Origin of the sequence: Streptomyces sp. NBC_00988 (genome assembly GCF_045162645.1) — a bacterium.
Classification (GTDB): Bacteria; Actinomycetota; Actinomycetes; order Streptomycetales; family Streptomycetaceae; genus Streptomyces.
Genome location: NZ_CP108730.1, coordinates 1,946,415 through 1,962,302 on the forward strand (window position 1 = coordinate 1,946,415; position 15,888 = coordinate 1,962,302).

Consider the following 15,888-nt stretch of genomic DNA (forward strand, 5'->3'; position numbering starts at 1 on the left):
GCAGCACCGTCCGGCCGCCGGCCGGGATCAGTCCCGGTCGAGGAACTCGCTGACGAGCTGGACCAGTTCGGCCGTCTTCTCGAACACGACCATGTGGCCGCTCTCCAGTTCGGCGTACTCGCTGTTCTTGACCGTCCGGTGGATCTCGCGGGAGTGCTCCACGGGGATCAGCATGTCCCGGGTCGATCCGACGACGAGTGTGCGGGCGCCGATGGCGGGCAGCAGGTCGGTGATGTCGACCCGGTGATCGAGCTCGATCTGGCGCAGGGTGCCGGCCTCGGCCGTGATACCGGCCACGGTGTTCTTGACGCCGTCGCTGCCGAAGCCGGCCAGGAACGGCGGCGAGAAGATCAGCAGCGCGCTGTACGCGGCGAAGGCTTCCTGGTCGATATCCGGCAGCCGCCGCCACAGGTCGACGGCGAGCTGCTGGCGCGGGTCGTCGTTGCGGGCCCAGCCGTTGATAACGATCAGACGGCGGACCAGCTCCGGGTACTTGGCCGCGGCGGCGGCGGCGACCACGGCACCGAGCGAGAAACCGACGATGTCGAACGGCTGGTCGGTCACCGCCCGGGCCGCGCCGATCACTTGGTCGACCAGCTCGTCCAGGCTCAGTTCGTCGGCGTGCAGCGGGGTCTTGCCGCTGCCCGAGTAGTCGGGGGTGATGACGGTGTGGCGGCCCGTGAAGTGCTCACGAAGATGGCCCCAGTTGCTCTCGCCGTCGGCGGCCGTGCCGTGGACGAACAGGAGTCCGGGCCCGGTGCCTTCGGCGGTGTAGTGGACGGGGGTGCCGTTGACGTCGATCGTGGGCACGGATATCTCCTCATTCTTGCGGGAATCATGGGAAAAAAACGGGGATGGGGGTCAGCGGCCGGCCATGGGGAGCCGGCGTGGACCGGTCAGCTCAGGGTGGGGGCGGGGCGCGGTTCGTCCTCCCGTGGGATGGGGCGCGGAGCCGGTCTGGCCCACCGCCGCATGACCGGGCGTTCGACGCACACCAGGAGCGCCCAGCCGACCAGGAGGGTCACCAGAAAGAAGCCGAGGAGGACGAGGATGCCGGCGGCCGGGCTGAAGAGCCGTTCGTGCATCAGCTTTGTGCGGCCGTAGTACATGACCACGTACTGCGAGAGGTAGAAGGCGAAGGAGACCTCGCCGAGCCACTGCATCGTGCGACCGCGCAGCACTGTGGGAGTGCCCTCCACGTCGGCGCGGGCCACCGCGCAGACCAGCAGGGCGATGGGTATGACGGTCATCAGGTTGAGGCCGTACAGGAACGGCACCGCCATCGCCGCGGCGTAGCCGACCACGCAGAGCAGTGCGGCCGGGATGATGCCGACGCGGGGAGCGGTTCCGCTCATCACGAGCCGGGCCAGGATCATGCCGAGGACGAACTCGAACATCCGCACCGGCGGGAAGTTGTAGCCGAACCAGAACTGCCACAGGGAGATCCCGAAGCCCTCCGGGGTCGGCGGGTGCTGCGGGATCAGGAAGTCGGTGACGAGTTGCACAGCCAGCATGCCGGCGACCATGCCCGCCGCCCACAGCCACAGGGCGCGTTCCTTGATCCGCAGCACCGGCCGCAGCAGGAACGGGAACAGCAGATAGAAGAGCAGCTCACTGCAGAGCGACCAGCTCGGCGGGTTCACGCTGATGAAGGTCTCGTGCTGCGGGAACCACGAGTGGATCAGGAAGAGGTTCGGCAGCCACGCGGACACCGGCGTCGTCGCCCCGGCGAACAGCACCATGGCCAGGGCCCAGGTGGCGACGTGGTTGGGGAAGATCTTCAGCAGGCGCCGCCGCCAGAATCCGGTGACGGTGTCGCCGGGCCGGGCCGACCAGGTCAGCACGAAGCCGCTGAGGACGAAGAAGAACGACACCCCCATCCAGCCGGCCTTGCTGAACAGCCACCGGAAGCCCTCCTCCCAGCCTGCGTCGGCGAACGGGTTCTGGGGTGGGTCGCTGAAGGTGGCGTGGAAGAAGAAGACCAGCGCGGCGGCGATGAAACGCAGCCCGGTCAGCGAAGGAAGCTTGGTCCGGAGACTCCCGGACGCGCCACTGCCGGCGACAGCGGGGGACGACGAGGCCATGGGTACCCTTCCCTTTCCTTCAGGAGGCGGCGGTGAGCTGCGACGGGGGCGTGGAGGGCGCGGCTGGTTCCGTCGGCTTTCTACGGGGCCGGGACCAGCGGCGCATGACCGGGCGTTCGACGCACATCAGGAGCAGCCAGCCGAGGGCGAGCGCTCCGGCGAACTCGGCCGCCACGAGGGCGAGGCCCGCGGGGGTCGCCACGGTCCGCTGGTCCATGAGTCTTGTCCGCACGAACGAGAGCACGATCTGCTGGGCCAGGTAGAAGCCGAAGGAGACCTCGCCGAGCCACTGCATCGTGCGACCGCGCAGCACCGTCGGAGTGCTCTCCACGTCGGCGCGGGCCACCGCGCAGACCAGCAGGGCGATGGGTATGACGGTCATCAGGTTGAGGCCGTACAGGAACGGCACCACCATCGCAGCGGCATAGCCGACCACGCACAGCACGGCCGCGGGGACGATCCCGACGCGGGGGAAGGCGCCCGCGAGCACGAGCCGGGCCAGGATCATGCCGAGGACGAACTCGAACATCCGCACCGGCGGGAAGTTGTATCCGAACCAGAACTGCCAGACCGTCACGTCGGTGCCGGGCGCCGGGGGGCTGCTCGGTGCCAGGAAGTCGGTGACGAGTTGCACGGCCAGCATGCCGGCGACCATGCCCGCCGCCCACAGCCACAGGGCGCGTTCCTTGATCCGCAGCACCGGCCGCAGCAGGAACGGGAACAGCAGATAGAAGAGCAGCTCACTGCAGAGCGACCAGGCGGGAGCATTGAGGCTCAGGTAGACAGCCGGGTCGGGGAACCACGAGTGCACCAGGAACAGGTTCGGCAGCCACACCCGGACAGGGGTGGCCGTCTGGGCGACCACGACCAGGGCCAGGGCCCAGGTGACGATGTGGTTGGGGAAGATCTTCAGCAGGCGCCGCCGCCAGAACCCGGTGACGGTGTCGCCGGGCCGGGCCGACCAGGTCAGCACGAAACCGCTGAGGACGAAGAAGAACGACACCCCCATCCACCCGGCCTTGCTGAACAGCCACCGGAAACCGTCGGCCGTGTCCGGGTCGGCGAAGGGGTTCATCGATATGAAGATCAGCGAGGCGTGGAAGAAGAAGACCAGGGCGGCGGCGATGAAACGCAGCCCTGTCAGCGAGGGGAGCCTGGATCTGGAGGTGGGCACGGAGCTGCTCGCCATGAGGGTGGCTTTCTCGTGAGAAAGTGCCGGCCAGGAGGTCTGGTTCAGGAAGCGGGCGTGCTGGTCATTCCGGGGTCGGTGAGCTGGCGCTGCTCGACATCGTCATCGGCGGTCTTGCGGCGACTACGGCCGCTGTGGACCGTCTGGGCAATCAGGAGGGCGCCCAGAGCGGTGAACACGGCGGCGCCGACCGTGACCGCGCGGATGCCGAGCCCTTGGCCGATGATCTGCCCTCCGGCCCATGAGCCGAGAGCGGCGCCGAGCCCGAAGGCGGACATGTTGGCGGTCAGGGACAGCGTCGGTGCATCGGCGGCAGCGGCGAGCACCTTGGCCTGGAGTCCGGGGATGAGGGCGAAGGTCGCGATGGAGAAGAGGATCAGGAAGACGGCCGCGCCGGCCGGTGAGGGAGCGGCGACCCAGTACAGGAGGCAGACGGCGGCGAGCACCGAGGAGAGGGCGAGTACCGCCGCGTCGGCGGACCTGTCGGCGTACCTGCCGCCGATGGCGTTGCCGACGAGGGAGCCCAGGCCGTAGGCGACGAGCACGGCGGGCACCCAGGCTGCCGGGAAGTCACCGACATCGGTGAGCAGCGGCACCATGTAGGTGATCAGCGTGAACATACCGGCCGAGCACAGGACGGTGGCCAGGACGGTGCCCATCACCTGCCACGTGCCGAACGCGCGCAGCTCGTGGGCCGCCGACAAGCTGCTGCCGCCGGTGTCCGGAATGACCAGCAGGATCAGCACGGTGGCGACCAGGGCAAGGACGGCGACGCTGCCGAACGTGGCCCGCCAGCTGAGGTGTTGAGCCACCAAGGTGCCCAGGGGCACACCGAGCACGGTGGCCAGGTTGATGCCCATCTGGGTGCCGGCGATCGCCGACCCTTCCTTGCCCTCGTCGGCCATGCCGCCCGCGATGACGACGCACACGGCGAGGAAGGTGCCGTGGATGACAGCGGTCAGCATCCGGCCCACGACGAGCAGACCGAAGGTCGGGGCGAGGCTGGAGACGACGTTGCCCGCGACGGAGACCAGCAGCAGCCCGACCAGCAGGTACTTGCGGCGGACCCGGGTGGTGGCGGCGGTGACGAGCGGCCCGCCGACCACCACGGTCAGCGCGTAGACGGTCACCAGAAGCCCTGCGGTGGGGATGGTCACCGACAGGTCCCGGGACAGGTCACCCAGCATGCCGCTCGGCGCGAGCTCGGCCGTGCCGACGCAGAAGATGGCCAGGATCAGGACAGCCATACGGGACCGCATGCAGTGCCTCTCATGTGTGACGGGGCCACTTCGCCGGACAAGAAGCCTCACGAAGGATTGGAGAGTACTTTAGTGGCTAGTTGTCGAATATACAAGTCAATCGTTTCTGGAGTGCGCTGTTGAACAGTCAGGAATCCGGTACAGGACGCCGCACCAGTACGGCGATCAGCACCGCCCCGGCCAGCACGGCCGACACGGGCGGGAGCACGCCGACCGAATGGCCGAGCAGCGCCGCCCCGATACCGGACCCGCCCGCGATACCGACCTGGAAGCCGGTGACGTAGACCGAGGAAGCACGGTCGGCCTGCGCGCCCGCCAGACGCATCACCCCGGTCTGGAAGACGGGCCCCGCTGCCGCGAACGCGCCGCCCCACACCGCGACCGCGACACCCAGCGCGGCCCAGGACACCGCTGCCGGGGCCGGAACGAGGGAAAGGGCCAGCAGACCGACCCCCGCTGTGAAGGCCGCCATGGTCACCTGCGCCGCGCGCCGCGGGGCCCGGTCGTTGTGGCGGCCCATGAGGTACGTCCCCACCGCCCCCGCGATGCCGAAGACGGCCAGCAGCACGGTCACCGAGCCCGGCGCCCCGGTGACCTCGGCGACGATGAGGGCGAAGTAGGTGTAGCTGAGGAAGTGCGCGACGACCAGCACCACCGCGACGGCGCACAGGGTCAGGACCGCGGGCCAATCCACCGTCCCCGACCCGCCGGCCGGCTCCGCCCGCCGGGCCCGCGCTCCGGGCGGGACCACCGGGTCCACCGGAAGGGGCGGTCGCAGGGCCCACACCAGCGCGAGGGTCACCGCCGCCGTGACCACTGCGAGCAGCAGGGCGGTAGCCCGCCATCCGATGAGTTCACCGACGAACGTCGTGCCGGGGCTGCCCATGATCGCCGCGAGCGAGGAGCCGCCGAACACCGCGGCGGTCGCAGTCCCCACCCGCTCACGGGGCACCATGGTGGCCGCCGCCGGAGCGATCAACGACCACAGCACCCCATGGGTCAGAGCCGCGGCGACCCGGCCGGCCACCATCGTGGCGAAATCCGTGGCGGTCGCCGTCAGCAGCTCGGCGCCGAGCAGGACCAGTAGGGAGACCACCAGCGCACTGCCGCGGGAGACGCGTGCGGCGAGGGCGACTGCGGGGATGGTGACGGCACCGGCGACGACCGCGTATCCGCTGACGAGCAGTCCGACCTGGCCGACACCGACCTCCAGATCGGCGGCGATGTCGTGGATGAGTCCGATCGGGAAGACTTCGAAGGTGACGTAGACGAAGGTCGCGGCGGCGAGCACGGCCAGGCGTGCGGCGGTCGGCGCGTCGATCCGTTCCGGCGCGGCCGTCGACGCCGCCGTGCTCACCGGCGTGCTCCGGTTCGGGCGTCACGCGCGGCCGTACGGCAATCCGACGCGTCCCCGAGGAGCGGGCCGACCTGGATCAGGACCTTGGGGCGGGCGCGCCCGCCGTCCGCCAGGCGGGCGAACGCGGCATCGAGGTCGTCGACCGGGAAGACCCGGTCCACGAGGGTGTCCAGGTCCACCGCCCCCGATTCCACCAGGGTGATCAGCCGGTCCCAGTAGCCGATGCCGGAGAGCACACCGTGCAGCGTGACATCCCGGATGACCAGGCCCGCCGCGTCGAATCCGTCGACGGCACGGTGCGGTGTCCCCAACTGGGCCACCCGCCCGCCGGAGGCAACCAGACGGACGGCGGAGCGAACCGCCGTCACGCTGCCGGACGCCTCGATCACGGCGTCGTACGCCTCCTCGTCGTCACCGGCGGGCGCCGCCTCGGCGGAGAGGCCGAGCTGACGGGCCAGTTCCCGGGCCCCGGGCTGGGGGTCGAAGATGACGGTGGGAGCGCCCAGGGCACGGGCAACCTGGGCGGTGGCGAGCCCCAGGGTTCCCGCACCCAGGACCGCGACCCGGTCCTGGCGGGTCACGGCGATCCGCTCCACCGCGTGGACCGCGGCGGCGGTCGGCTCCAGCAGCACGCCGGCGGCGTCGGACAGGGCGTCGGGTATCCGGGTCAGGGTACTCACGGGTGCGGTGATCAGCTCCGCGCCCGCGCCGGGACGCGGGCCAAGGACGCCTATCTCACTGCGGTCGGGGCAGTACCTGACGCGGTGGGCCTGGCAGTGCGGGCAGCGGCCGCAGGCCCGGAAGTTGTGCCCCGCGACCCGCTGTCCCTTCAGGGCGGGGTCGGCTCCGGGACCCAGCCCGATCACTGTCCCGGACCACTCGTGGCCCGGGACGAAGGGGTAGCTCTTCAAACCGTCGCGGAGGTAGTTGCTGCTGCCGTCGTAGAAACCGAGGTCCGTGCCGCACAGACCGAGCAGACCCACCTGGATCAGTACCTCGTCCGGGCCGGGTTCGGGCGGATCGACCTCGGTGACCGTCACCGCACGGGGGCCGGTGAGCAGAATGGCTTTCATCGTTCGTCCTTGGAGTGGCTGAGTCCGACCGCGGCACGGCACAGTGCGATGTCCGTTCGCAGACGGGTCGGTGAGTTCCGGTAGTCGTTCTCCACGAGCACCGAGCGGGCGCCCACGCACCGCAGCAGGGCGGGCAGGGCGTCGAAGACGGTGCCGGGCGGCGGGCCGGCGGCGGGCGCGGAGTCCTTGATGTGCAGGTACGGCAGGAGGAGCCCCGCAGCACCGACAAGGCAGGCGAAGCGCGCGGGGTCCTCGCCGGCGTCCAGGAGGTTGCCGGTGTCCAGCACCAGACGCAGGGCCGGGTGGCCCACGGCCCGGGCGAGGGCGAGGGATTCGACGGGGCCCAGCGGCGACTCGTAGGCGAGCGTCAGGCCCGCCTCCGAGGCCCGCTCGCACAGGAGGCGCAGCGCGTCGGCGGTGCCTGCCCGCAGCCCCTCGGTGACCGGCGAACTCCGCCGGAATCCGGGAACGTGCAGCACCTGTACGCCCAGGCTCCGCGCGCAGTCCAGGGCACGCTCCAGCAGATCGAGGGCCGCCGGGTTGGCCGCGCCGTGTTCGTGAGCCAGCCCGATGTCGTTGACATGGTTGACCGCGAGGACGGGAACCGGGATGTCCCGGGTGATCGCCACGGCCCGGCGCAGTTCGCCCGGATCGCTCAGCGGCGGCCCGCGGTGGGAGCCGCCGAAGTCCAGGTGCAGCTGATCGGCACCCGCCGCGCGTGCGGCCCTGGCCGCTTCCGGCCGGTCCGTGCCGATCCGCCACTGCGGGGCGGCCACGGCGGCCGGGGGCGTCGGGGTGCCGGGTCCGGCGGTCACGGCGGCCGACCCCGCTGCGGATTCCGGGGGCGTCGCCGTCCCCGTACCGGATTCAGCCGTCATCGCCGCCTCCCGTCCGGATCGCCGTCTTGAGCACACGCCGCCCGTCGGCCACCCTCCGGTCCGCGTCCAGCACGGAGTTGACGAGGTCCGCCGCGCCCGGCAGATCCACCTCGTGGGTCAGGACGCCGCCGCCCCGCGGCTCGGGCGGCCGGGCCAGGAGGAGGTCGACCGCCTGGCGCAGATGACGGTTGGACACCCCGCGGTGTCCGTACAGGAGCAGGGGGCCGGTCGGCCGGTCGAAGCGGCGCACCCGGGGTGGCCTGGGTTCACCCCCGCAGTTGTCGGCGCGCAGTGCCGCCACGTCGACCTCTCCCGCGGACAGCGGGACGGGGCCGGACGGCAGGCCCGCGTGCACATCGACCATGAGCCGGCCCCGCACATGGCGGTCCACGGCACTCAGTGCCTCCAGGGTGCCGGTGCGCGGTGTGGCGATCAGGACGCCGACCGGCTCGGGCAGGCCGGCGAGCAGTTCGGCCAGACCGGGCGCACGCGGGTCGACCGCGTCGGCGCCGTACCCCACCAGCAGACAGTGCGTTCCGGGCAGCCGGCGCTGCCAGGCTTCGCGGGCGAGCCGTCCCACGGTTCCGTCGCCCCATACGACCAGGGCGGCTGGCCTCGTCACACCGACGGCGATCTCCAGCCCGTACAGCACCGAGGCGAGCGGCTCGGCCAGGGCGGCCACCTCCGGGCGGTCCGCGCCCTCGGGCACCGGCAGGACCAGGCCAGCACGTACAGCCGTGGCGGGGATGCGGGTGCGCTCCGCCCACAGGCCGGGCAGGTTGTGCCCCAGCAGGAAGGAGGGGTCGTCGGGGTGGGTGGGGTTCACGGTGACCAGCGAGCCGGTGCGCAGACCGGTGCCGCCGGGCTCGACGACCCGGGCCACGCCCTCGTGCCCCAGCACCCGGCTCGGGTCTGCCCGCAGCCCGCGCAGGATCTGCCAGTCCGTGCCGCAGATCCCCGAGGTCACCGGGGCCAGGAGAACGTCCTCGGGACCGAGCCGGGGCGTCGGCAGCTCGACGACCTCGACGCGGGTGCGGCCCCGGGCATCGGCCGGAAGGCGCACCAGCGCACGGTGGGTCGCGGCGCTCACGGCACGATCCCCGGCGACCAGCGGCCGAAACGTTCCGCCCCGTGCAGGGGGTCCACCGCGCCGGGACCGCACCACACCAGCCGGTCGGCGAGCCAGGCCCGCCCCCTGCCCCGGTCGGCGTAGGAGGTGGCGAGGCCGAGCTGCCGGCACAGTTCGCCGACGTAGTGGTCGCCGAGCCCCTCGACGACACCGCCGCCCAGACCGAGCAGGTCGAGGTGCGGATCGAGGCACCACACGGTACGCAGCAGGTTCGCGACCGGTGCGACACACAGTTCCAGCAGTCGGCGCGCCAGGGGATCGTCCGCCGAGAGCGCGTCGGAGAACCGCTCCGGGAGCGCTGATCCCCCCTCGACACCCAGCAGTTCGGCCACGCGCAGGATGCCGGGTCCGGACGAGATCGAGGCGAGGTGGTTGGTCCCCCCGCACTCGCACGGCAGTTGCGCGCGCCGGAGTTCCGGGTCGGTGGTCATCGCCGGAAGGTGACCGATCTCGCCCTGGAGGCCCCGATCGTCGACCGGGATGCGGTTCCGTTCCAGGTCGGCGACGCGCATCGCGATACCGCTGCTGACGGTGAGATATCCGACGCGCCGGACGCCGGGCCGGGCATGTACCGCGACGAAGTCCACCAGGGCGGCGGTGACGTCGTTGACCAGCCGCCAGGTGACATCGGGCCGGCGCTCGCGCAGCACGGCTCCCAGGTCGTACGGCTCCGTCTCCGCGCCCCACAGCGGCGCCGACCCGAGGACCTCGCCGGTGAGGTGGTCGATGGCCGCGCCGAAAGAGACCGCGGCACGGGCACCGGGCGGGGCCGCCCGGCACAGCAGTTCCGCCATGTCCTCACGCAGGCGCGCGAGAGGCCGGTCGGGGTGGTTGAGCCGGCTGGGAGAGCGGAGCCGCTCCACGGGGGCGTCCGACGCCCCGGTCCGCAGCCGCACCCAGGTGCCGCCGACATCGGCGGCGAAGACGGTCACTGCCCGGGGTGCGCTGCCGGACGCCGCTGTCGCACTGGTCATCGCCCTGCCCCGGCCCGGCCGACGAGCGGCTCGGGCGCCGTCAGCGAGACCCCTGTGGCCGCGGACGACGCCGCGGCGACCCGAAAACCACGGAAGTCGGCGTGGCGTTCCACCACCTCGTCGAACTCGGCGAGGCCGCCGATGACCACGGTACGCGCGCCGCTGGCCAGGCCCGCACGCACACCGGCGCCTGAGTCCTCGAAGACGATCGTGCCGCCCGGCTCGACGCCGAGCAGGGCCGCGGCGCGCAGATAGCCCTCGGGGTGGGGCTTGCCGCGGACCACGTCGTCGGCGCTCACCAAGACCTCGGGCAGGGGCAGGCCCGCGGCGGCGAGCCTGACCTCGGCCAGCTTCCGGTCGGCCGAGGTGACGATCCCCCAGGAGCCGCGCGGCAGTTCCGCGAGGAACACCCGCGCGCCGGGTATCTCGGTGATCCCGGTGGTCTCCGACTGCTCGTGCGCGACGAGCCGCCGGGTCTCCGACGCCGCCAGTTCCGGGTCGGCGACGAAGTGCGCGACCGTCTCCCGGGTGGGACGGCCGTGCGCGTAGGCGAGCACCTCGGTGAGGTCGGTCCGGTGCCGTGCGCTGAAGTCCGCCCAGGTGGACTCGACGAGGGCGGTGGAGTCTACCAGCGTGCCGTCCATGTCGAAGAGCAGCGCCGAGGCGTGCAGGCGCGGCGAGGGGTCCTCGGGGGCCGCCGCCGGGGCGGCCGGCTGTGCCTTTGGCATGTTCGTTCCTGACTGTCAGAGGGAGCGGTCCAGGGGCCGGGACTGGGAGACCGGCGGCTCGGCGGTGCCGGACGACCACGTCGCGTCGTCGTACACGACAAGGGCCTGGCCCCCGTACGGCGCACCGCGCGTCCGAGCGAGCTCGACGGCCAGGGGAGCGAACACGATCGGGGATGTGTAGCCGCTGTAGTCGAAGTCCGGTGACCGGCGGGCGCGGATGCCGGGGCTGTCGACCATGCCGGCGGGCAGTGCCTCGACGAACGTCACCTCGTCCGCGTCGGTCTCCAGCGAGACGGACCGGATCAGCGAGCTGGCCGCGGCTTTGGTGGCGGCGTATCCGGACCGGTTCGGGCCGGCATTGTACACCACCTCGGACGAGATGTGCAGGAACAGTCCGGGGGCCGCGGACCGCAGCAGCGGCAGCGCCGCCTTAAGCGTCCAGGCCAGACCGTGCACATTGATGGCGAACTGGTCCATCCAGTCGGTCTCATCGGTCTCCAGGAACGGCTCGCGCCGGGCGGTGAAGTAGATCGCCGAGTAGCAGACCAGGGAGACATCGGCGGGCAGGTGGGTGCGCAACGCCCGCTTGGCCTGCTCGGGGTCCCGAAAGTCGAGCCGGTGCCACACCAGTCGGTCGGCGCCGGGGCCGACCGGTCTGCTGCGGCTGAAGACATGCGTCTCGATGCCCTCAGCGGCCCAGGCGTCGGCGACTCCCCTTCCGATCCCGGTCGATCCGCCGACCACGGCAGCCCTGGTGGCGCCGCCTTCCATGCCGCTCACGCGCCGACCTGCTCGGGCACGAGCGAGGGGTCCGCGGGGGCACGGTCGCGCAGCAGCCGGGTGGCGTCACTCAGTTCGGCGGGCGTGACGTCGTTGACGAAACGGTGCCGTCCGATGCCGATCGGCAGGGGCAGCCGCTGCTGGCCGTCGCGGTGGCGCACCGTGTCCCGCAGCGCCTCCTGGAGCAGTGTCGGGTCTTCGAGGACCTCGTTCCACACGGGCAGTCCGAGCCGGCGCATCACGTGGAAGACGCGGTCGGCCTGGTTCTCGGTGACGAAGCCGCGCAAGGTCGCCAGCGCGGTGGTCAGCGCCATATCGATGACCACGGCCTCGCCGTGGAGCAGCTCGGGCAGAGCGTGCATCTCCAGCGTCGGGCTGAAGGTGTGGCCGTAGTCCACGCAGCGCTCCAGGGCGGATTCCCACAGATTGGGCTGGAGTTCCTCCAGCATGAGGTGGATGGACTCGGCGATGATGGCGTCCGCGGCGCCGGCGAGCTCCTCGGTCGTCCCCTGGAGGCGGTCGGCGCGGACGGCCACGCCCCGCGACTCCAGCAGGGCGAACAGGTCCTCCGAGCGGATGAGGGCCATCTTCAGGATCTCGGCGAGACCGTTGCTGATGTGCCGCAGGGACAGGCTGCGCAGGAAGGACCGGTCCAGGAAGGTGGCCGTCGCGGGCGCGTAGGTGCCCAGCCGGTTCTTGCCGCGCTCGTAGTTGACCCCGGTCTTCACTCCGACTCCGGCGTCGACGAGGCCGATCAGCGTCGTGGGGATGCGGATGTACGGCGTTCCGCGCCGGTAGAGGCTCGCGGCGAAGCCGACGATGTCGGTCAGTACCCCACCGCCGACGGCGAGCACCGGCTCGCGGCGCCGGTCGATCCCGAAGTCGTTCATCGCGTCGACGACCTGCGACACGGCGTCCCACTGCTTCACCGACTCGTCGGCACGCAGCGGGATGACGGTCGCGTCGATCCCGTTGGCGGTGAAATAGGCGCGCACCTTGCCGCCGTAGAGCGCGTCGACGTTCTGGTCGATGACGATGAGCCGCCGGTCGCCCGCGGACATCGGGGCGTCCGGGCATCCGGTCAGCAGCGCGCTGTTGCCGGGCTCGAACAGGCCGTTGGAGCTGACGACGTGGTACCGCACCTGACGGACGGCCTCGACCGTCCAGAACGGGTCGTCCCCGAGACCCTGACGAAGCCCTTGAGTGAAGACCGTACCGCTACGCATATGCCCTCCAGCACGAGCCGCCATTACATGAGCACGGTAAGCTCTTTACTAGCGTCACGTCTATTATATTGGCACGATGGCGCATAGTGTGTCGGTCGTGTTACAGTGAGCGCAAGTGCTGATATACAGGCGACGCGAGCATTAAAGGGGACGCCCGGCGAAAGCCGTGTCGTCCACTCCTCTGCCCAGCTCATCGAGTCGTCGAAGTCCACGGAGGCCGAGACCTATGGCTAAGCTGGCGGAACGCCTCAACTCCTGGTTCGCCGATGCCGCGACACCGGATGCCGTGGGCCGTCTACGTGAGCCGTCCACGTCGGAGGTCGCCAAGGCCATCTCCGACGACACGCGCCACGACGTGACGATCTCCCGGAGCTATCTGACCGCCCTGCGCAACGGCTCGCAGACCAATCCGACGGTCAGCGTCCTTTCCGCGATCGTCACGTACTTCCAGTCCCGGGACATGACCCTGCCGGTGTCGGTGAGCGCGCTCATCAACGAGACGCCGGCGGCGAGCCCGACGGAGTCGAAGGACGGATGGGCGGAGGCACTCGCCGACCGCCAGGTGCAGTCCATCGCGATGCGAGCTGGTCGGCTCACCCCCGAGTTGCGCGAGCAACTGCTGTCGATCATGGATGTACTGGACAGCTCGGCGAAGCCGCCCGCCACCGGGGATTCCGCGGGCGGCAGAGCATGAGCGGCTCACACATGCCCATCCGTACATGACGCCACAGCCCAATCCGGCCCCGGCGGAGTCCGCATCGTACGCAGTTCGCGGGAGAGCTGGACAAGGGTGCCCAGGTCCTCCTCGTAGTCATGGCCGTCGATGCTGTGCTCACCGAGCGGAGCGAGGACGAAGACCGCGTCCGCCGGCGGACCGCCGCCCCGCTCTCGATCGCCTTGAAGCCGCAACGCGTGCGCGACCAGACACGCGGATGCCCTCAAGTCGTCCTGCGACACGGGCTTCGCCGCCTCCTGGGACGCGAGGTGCAAATAGGGGCCGAGCCGTGTCAGTCCGTCCCGGCACTCCACATAACGCCGGTAGACGGACAACGAGTTCATGAAGAAGGCACGCCGCCGGTAGTGGCGCCGGTCCAGAACCAGTTCGGGATAGACCCCCACCAGCCGACGCCATAATTCCTCAAGTCCGCGGAACTGGAGGTGGTGATCGACAATATCCCGCACAGCATTCACCACGCTGAAGAAAAAGGGCAAGGCCAGACCCACGCACACCAGGACGGCGGCGATCTGACCGAAGAAGAAAACATCAGGATACTCGATCAGCTGCCCAGGCTTCCGCAGCGCGGGAAGATTCACCCACAGGAAACGGAAAATACAGGTAAGGGCCAGCGCGCCCAGACCGACAGAGACGATGACCAGCGATATCCGCCGCAGCGGACCGCCACGCCTTGCCTGCCGCTGGGCCAGAGCGGCACTGGCGACATATCCGAACAGCAGATAAAAGTTACCGAAGTCGTAGAAAGTGCGTACTCGCCAGTCCACGAGATACGCCGACGTCAGTGTGTGACTACGCAACGAGGCCGGAAGGAGCGCCGATACTAAGACCATCGCCGTCAGGCAGATGAAGCAGGCGCCTATTTCCCAGGGCCACGGCGGCATCAAGCGTCTCAACGGACGCTCGCGCAGGAATCCGACCATCAGGGCGAGGCCGGTCATGACCTCGGCGTTGTAGACGATCTTGGAGAAGCCCTCGAAGGTCAGGTCATCCACGAGATGGAGGACGGGCTCCAGCGCCAGCAGGTTCCCGGAACTCATCAGTACCAGCGCCAGGAAGAGGTGCAATCGCATGGGATCACGCAAGCGCCGCTGGATCAGACCGGGCATCGTCCACACCGCACCGCTGAAAAGCGTGGCGATGGTGACGAGATTGAGCGCGATCACACTGCTCCGCCGGTGAGCAGCAGACTGTTGTACACCGAGGGCCGCCAGGGCTCGTCAAGTCCGTGACTTCGCATGTGCCGACTCAATGCAATCGCCCGATACATGATCGTCGATGCGATGATCTCGGCGTCCCGCTCGTCCCGGTCGGAATAACAGGTCCGCTCCAGGGTGGCGGACGGCCACTCACCTGCAAGGTCGAACGCGAGGATGTGTCCGACCTCGTGAAGAATGATATGTGCCTGGTGCGCTTTGGTTGTCTTGGCCTGATAGATGATGACGTCCTCGTGTTCACGGGATATCAGCACACCGAACGGCCCATCGGCCGACAGATCCCACTCCATGAGCCTGATCGACCTGTCGCGCATTTCGCCGAGTTCGCCGCACAGAGCGGTGACGCTCAATGGCAGCCGGGGAGTGATCCGACGCATCACACTGCGGCTGTGTGCACGCAATCGGGCGTCACGCAGCCGGTCGCTTCGTGCACTGAGCGACCGCCCTAAGAGGTCCCTATTCCATTTCCTCAACACTTGCTCCCCCTGTGGCAAACGTTGAATCCAACTCCCACAGCACCCCATGGCCGGACCCACGGATATTGATCAAGAAAAATGTACGGCACTTGCCATGCGTCCCTCAACGAAACGAGACCCACATCACTCCGTCGTAACGAGAACTTCACGATCCGTAGCGAACATCCGGCACTTGAAGTACCGCGGGATCATCAGTCCGGACCGAGCCCTCCGGACTCGGCCGAGAGCGTGGCACGGATACCGACCGGCACCCGGAGACCGGCTGGCGCGTCCGCGATCTGCACGGCGAAGTCGTACCACCCAACCGAGGAAGTTCTCGGCTCGTGCCGCTCCGGCATGCCAGTCGAAACGTTGAACGGCTCGCCAGCGTGCGTCGCGGTCACCAGCTCCGCTCGGAAACCGTCCGTCAGCGCGAACGTCTGGAACGACTTGCGATGGCGTTTCCCGGCGACGGACCAGCGCGCCCCACAGGACTGACGACGTTGCCCGGATCACCTCTCGATTTGCCAGACCCTGACGTCGAAGGTGGTGTCCATCGTCCACACCTCGATCCGACCCTGCCTACAACGCCTGCCTCGTGGCAGCCAACCCCTCCGGGCCACTACGGGCTCTATCTCCATGACCCCACCGGCAGCGGGCGCCCGACGGAGCCTTGCTCGCCGACGCCTCCCCCACTCGCCCAAGCGGTCGCCGTCCCGGCTTCTCACTTACGCAGACGAATGCACGAGCGCCCTCACCCCGCCTCGGTCAGACGGCGCGATCGAGCAAGATCGTCCCACATGCGT

General features: G+C 69.8%; 15 protein-coding genes. 1 reads left to right on the top strand and 14 read right to left on the bottom strand.

Features of this window, described 5'->3' with window-relative positions; translation table 11 throughout:
- Positions 1-27: 27 nt before the first annotated feature.
- The 12 genes from OG496_RS09000 to OG496_RS09055 all read right to left on the bottom strand — a co-directional run bounded on the left by OG496_RS09000 (position 28) and on the right by OG496_RS09055 (position 12,677).
- Positions 28-810 (bottom strand): alpha/beta fold hydrolase, encoded by a 783-nt coding sequence (locus OG496_RS09000; RefSeq protein ID WP_405970341.1) that lies wholly within the window; start codon positions 808-810, stop codon positions 28-30.
- Between the two features lie 86 nt (positions 811-896).
- Complete coding sequence (locus OG496_RS09005) at positions 897-2,084, bottom strand: acyltransferase family protein (RefSeq protein ID WP_405970342.1); 1,188 nt, start codon at positions 2,082-2,084, stop codon at positions 897-899.
- Between the two features lie 19 nt (positions 2,085-2,103).
- On the bottom strand, positions 2,104-3,273 hold the full coding sequence (locus OG496_RS09010) for an acyltransferase family protein (RefSeq protein WP_405970343.1): 1,170 nt from the start codon (positions 3,271-3,273) through the stop codon (positions 2,104-2,106).
- 44 nt (positions 3,274-3,317) lie between these two features.
- Complete coding sequence (locus tag OG496_RS09015) at positions 3,318-4,520, bottom strand: MFS transporter (RefSeq protein ID WP_405970344.1); 1,203 nt, start codon at positions 4,518-4,520, stop codon at positions 3,318-3,320.
- Positions 4,521-4,659: 139 nt separating this feature from the next.
- Positions 4,660-5,889, bottom strand: a complete 1,230-nt coding sequence (locus OG496_RS09020; RefSeq protein WP_405970345.1) for an MFS transporter — start codon at positions 5,887-5,889, stop codon at positions 4,660-4,662.
- Entirely contained in the window at positions 5,886-6,962 is a 1,077-nt protein-coding gene (locus tag OG496_RS09025; protein WP_405970346.1) for a zinc-binding dehydrogenase, read from the bottom strand. Before OG496_RS09025 ends, OG496_RS09020 begins: the two co-directional genes overlap by 4 nt.
- Complete coding sequence (locus OG496_RS09030) at positions 6,959-7,840, bottom strand: sugar phosphate isomerase/epimerase family protein (protein ID WP_405970347.1); 882 nt, start codon at positions 7,838-7,840, stop codon at positions 6,959-6,961. The genes OG496_RS09025 and OG496_RS09030 overlap by 4 nt, the downstream gene beginning before the upstream one ends.
- Positions 7,830-8,930, bottom strand: a complete 1,101-nt coding sequence (locus OG496_RS09035) for an alcohol dehydrogenase catalytic domain-containing protein (protein WP_405970348.1) — start codon at positions 8,928-8,930, stop codon at positions 7,830-7,832. Before OG496_RS09035 ends, OG496_RS09030 begins: the two co-directional genes overlap by 11 nt.
- Complete coding sequence (locus OG496_RS09040) at positions 8,927-9,943, bottom strand: ROK family protein (RefSeq protein WP_405970349.1); 1,017 nt, start codon at positions 9,941-9,943, stop codon at positions 8,927-8,929. The genes OG496_RS09035 and OG496_RS09040 overlap by 4 nt, the downstream gene beginning before the upstream one ends.
- Positions 9,940-10,671: an HAD-IA family hydrolase gene (locus OG496_RS09045; protein WP_405970350.1), complete on the bottom strand. Its 732-nt coding sequence runs from the start codon at positions 10,669-10,671 to the stop codon at positions 9,940-9,942. The genes OG496_RS09040 and OG496_RS09045 overlap by 4 nt, the downstream gene beginning before the upstream one ends.
- 15 nt (positions 10,672-10,686) lie before the next feature.
- Positions 10,687-11,442: an SDR family oxidoreductase gene (locus tag OG496_RS09050; protein WP_405976586.1), complete on the bottom strand. Its 756-nt coding sequence runs from the start codon at positions 11,440-11,442 to the stop codon at positions 10,687-10,689.
- Positions 11,443-11,447: 5 nt separating this feature from the next.
- The gene (locus OG496_RS09055) at positions 11,448-12,677 is read right to left on the bottom strand and encodes a sedoheptulose 7-phosphate cyclase (RefSeq protein WP_405970351.1); all 1,230 of its coding nucleotides are present in this window, start codon (positions 12,675-12,677) and stop codon (positions 11,448-11,450) included.
- A gap of 226 nt (positions 12,678-12,903) precedes the next feature.
- Here OG496_RS09055 and OG496_RS09060 point away from each other — a divergent pair, with 226 nt between their 5' ends.
- A complete protein-coding gene (locus tag OG496_RS09060; protein ID WP_405970352.1) occupies positions 12,904-13,371 on the top strand; it encodes a hypothetical protein in 468 nt (155 codons plus the stop codon).
- 5 nt (positions 13,372-13,376) lie between these two features.
- Here OG496_RS09060 and OG496_RS09065 read toward each other — a convergent pair whose 3' ends face one another.
- Entirely contained in the window at positions 13,377-14,576 is a 1,200-nt protein-coding gene (locus OG496_RS09065) for an MAB_1171c family putative transporter (protein ID WP_405970353.1), read from the bottom strand.
- Entirely contained in the window at positions 14,573-15,004 is a 432-nt protein-coding gene (locus OG496_RS09070) for a hypothetical protein (RefSeq protein ID WP_405976587.1), read from the bottom strand. Before OG496_RS09070 ends, OG496_RS09065 begins: the two co-directional genes overlap by 4 nt.
- Positions 15,005-15,888: the final 884 nt, after the last annotated feature.

Excerpts from the sequence above, each read along its gene's own strand:
- OG496_RS09015 (WP_405970344.1), bottom strand. The coding sequence starts at position 4,520 with ATGGCTGTCCTGATCCTGGCCATCTTCTGCGTCGGCACGGCCGAGCTC.
- OG496_RS09025 (WP_405970346.1), bottom strand. The coding sequence starts at position 6,962 with ATGAAAGCCATTCTGCTCACCGGCCCCCGTGCGGTGACGGTCACCGAG.
- OG496_RS09010 (WP_405970343.1), bottom strand. The coding sequence starts at position 3,273 with ATGGCGAGCAGCTCCGTGCCCACCTCCAGATCCAGGCTCCCCTCGCTG.
- OG496_RS09055 (WP_405970351.1), bottom strand. The coding sequence starts at position 12,677 with ATGCGTAGCGGTACGGTCTTCACTCAAGGGCTTCGTCAGGGTCTCGGG.
- OG496_RS09070 (WP_405976587.1), bottom strand. The coding sequence starts at position 15,004 with ATGCGTCGGATCACTCCCCGGCTGCCATTGAGCGTCACCGCTCTGTGC.
- OG496_RS09060 (WP_405970352.1), top strand. The coding sequence starts at position 12,904 with ATGGCTAAGCTGGCGGAACGCCTCAACTCCTGGTTCGCCGATGCCGCG.
- OG496_RS09005 (WP_405970342.1), bottom strand. The coding sequence starts at position 2,084 with ATGGCCTCGTCGTCCCCCGCTGTCGCCGGCAGTGGCGCGTCCGGGAGT.
- OG496_RS09045 (WP_405970350.1), bottom strand. The coding sequence starts at position 10,671 with ATGCCAAAGGCACAGCCGGCCGCCCCGGCGGCGGCCCCCGAGGACCCC.
- OG496_RS09030 (WP_405970347.1), bottom strand. The coding sequence starts at position 7,840 with ATGACGGCTGAATCCGGTACGGGGACGGCGACGCCCCCGGAATCCGCA.
- OG496_RS09050 (WP_405976586.1), bottom strand. The coding sequence starts at position 11,442 with ATGGAAGGCGGCGCCACCAGGGCTGCCGTGGTCGGCGGATCGACCGGG.
- OG496_RS09040 (WP_405970349.1), bottom strand. The coding sequence starts at position 9,943 with ATGACCAGTGCGACAGCGGCGTCCGGCAGCGCACCCCGGGCAGTGACC.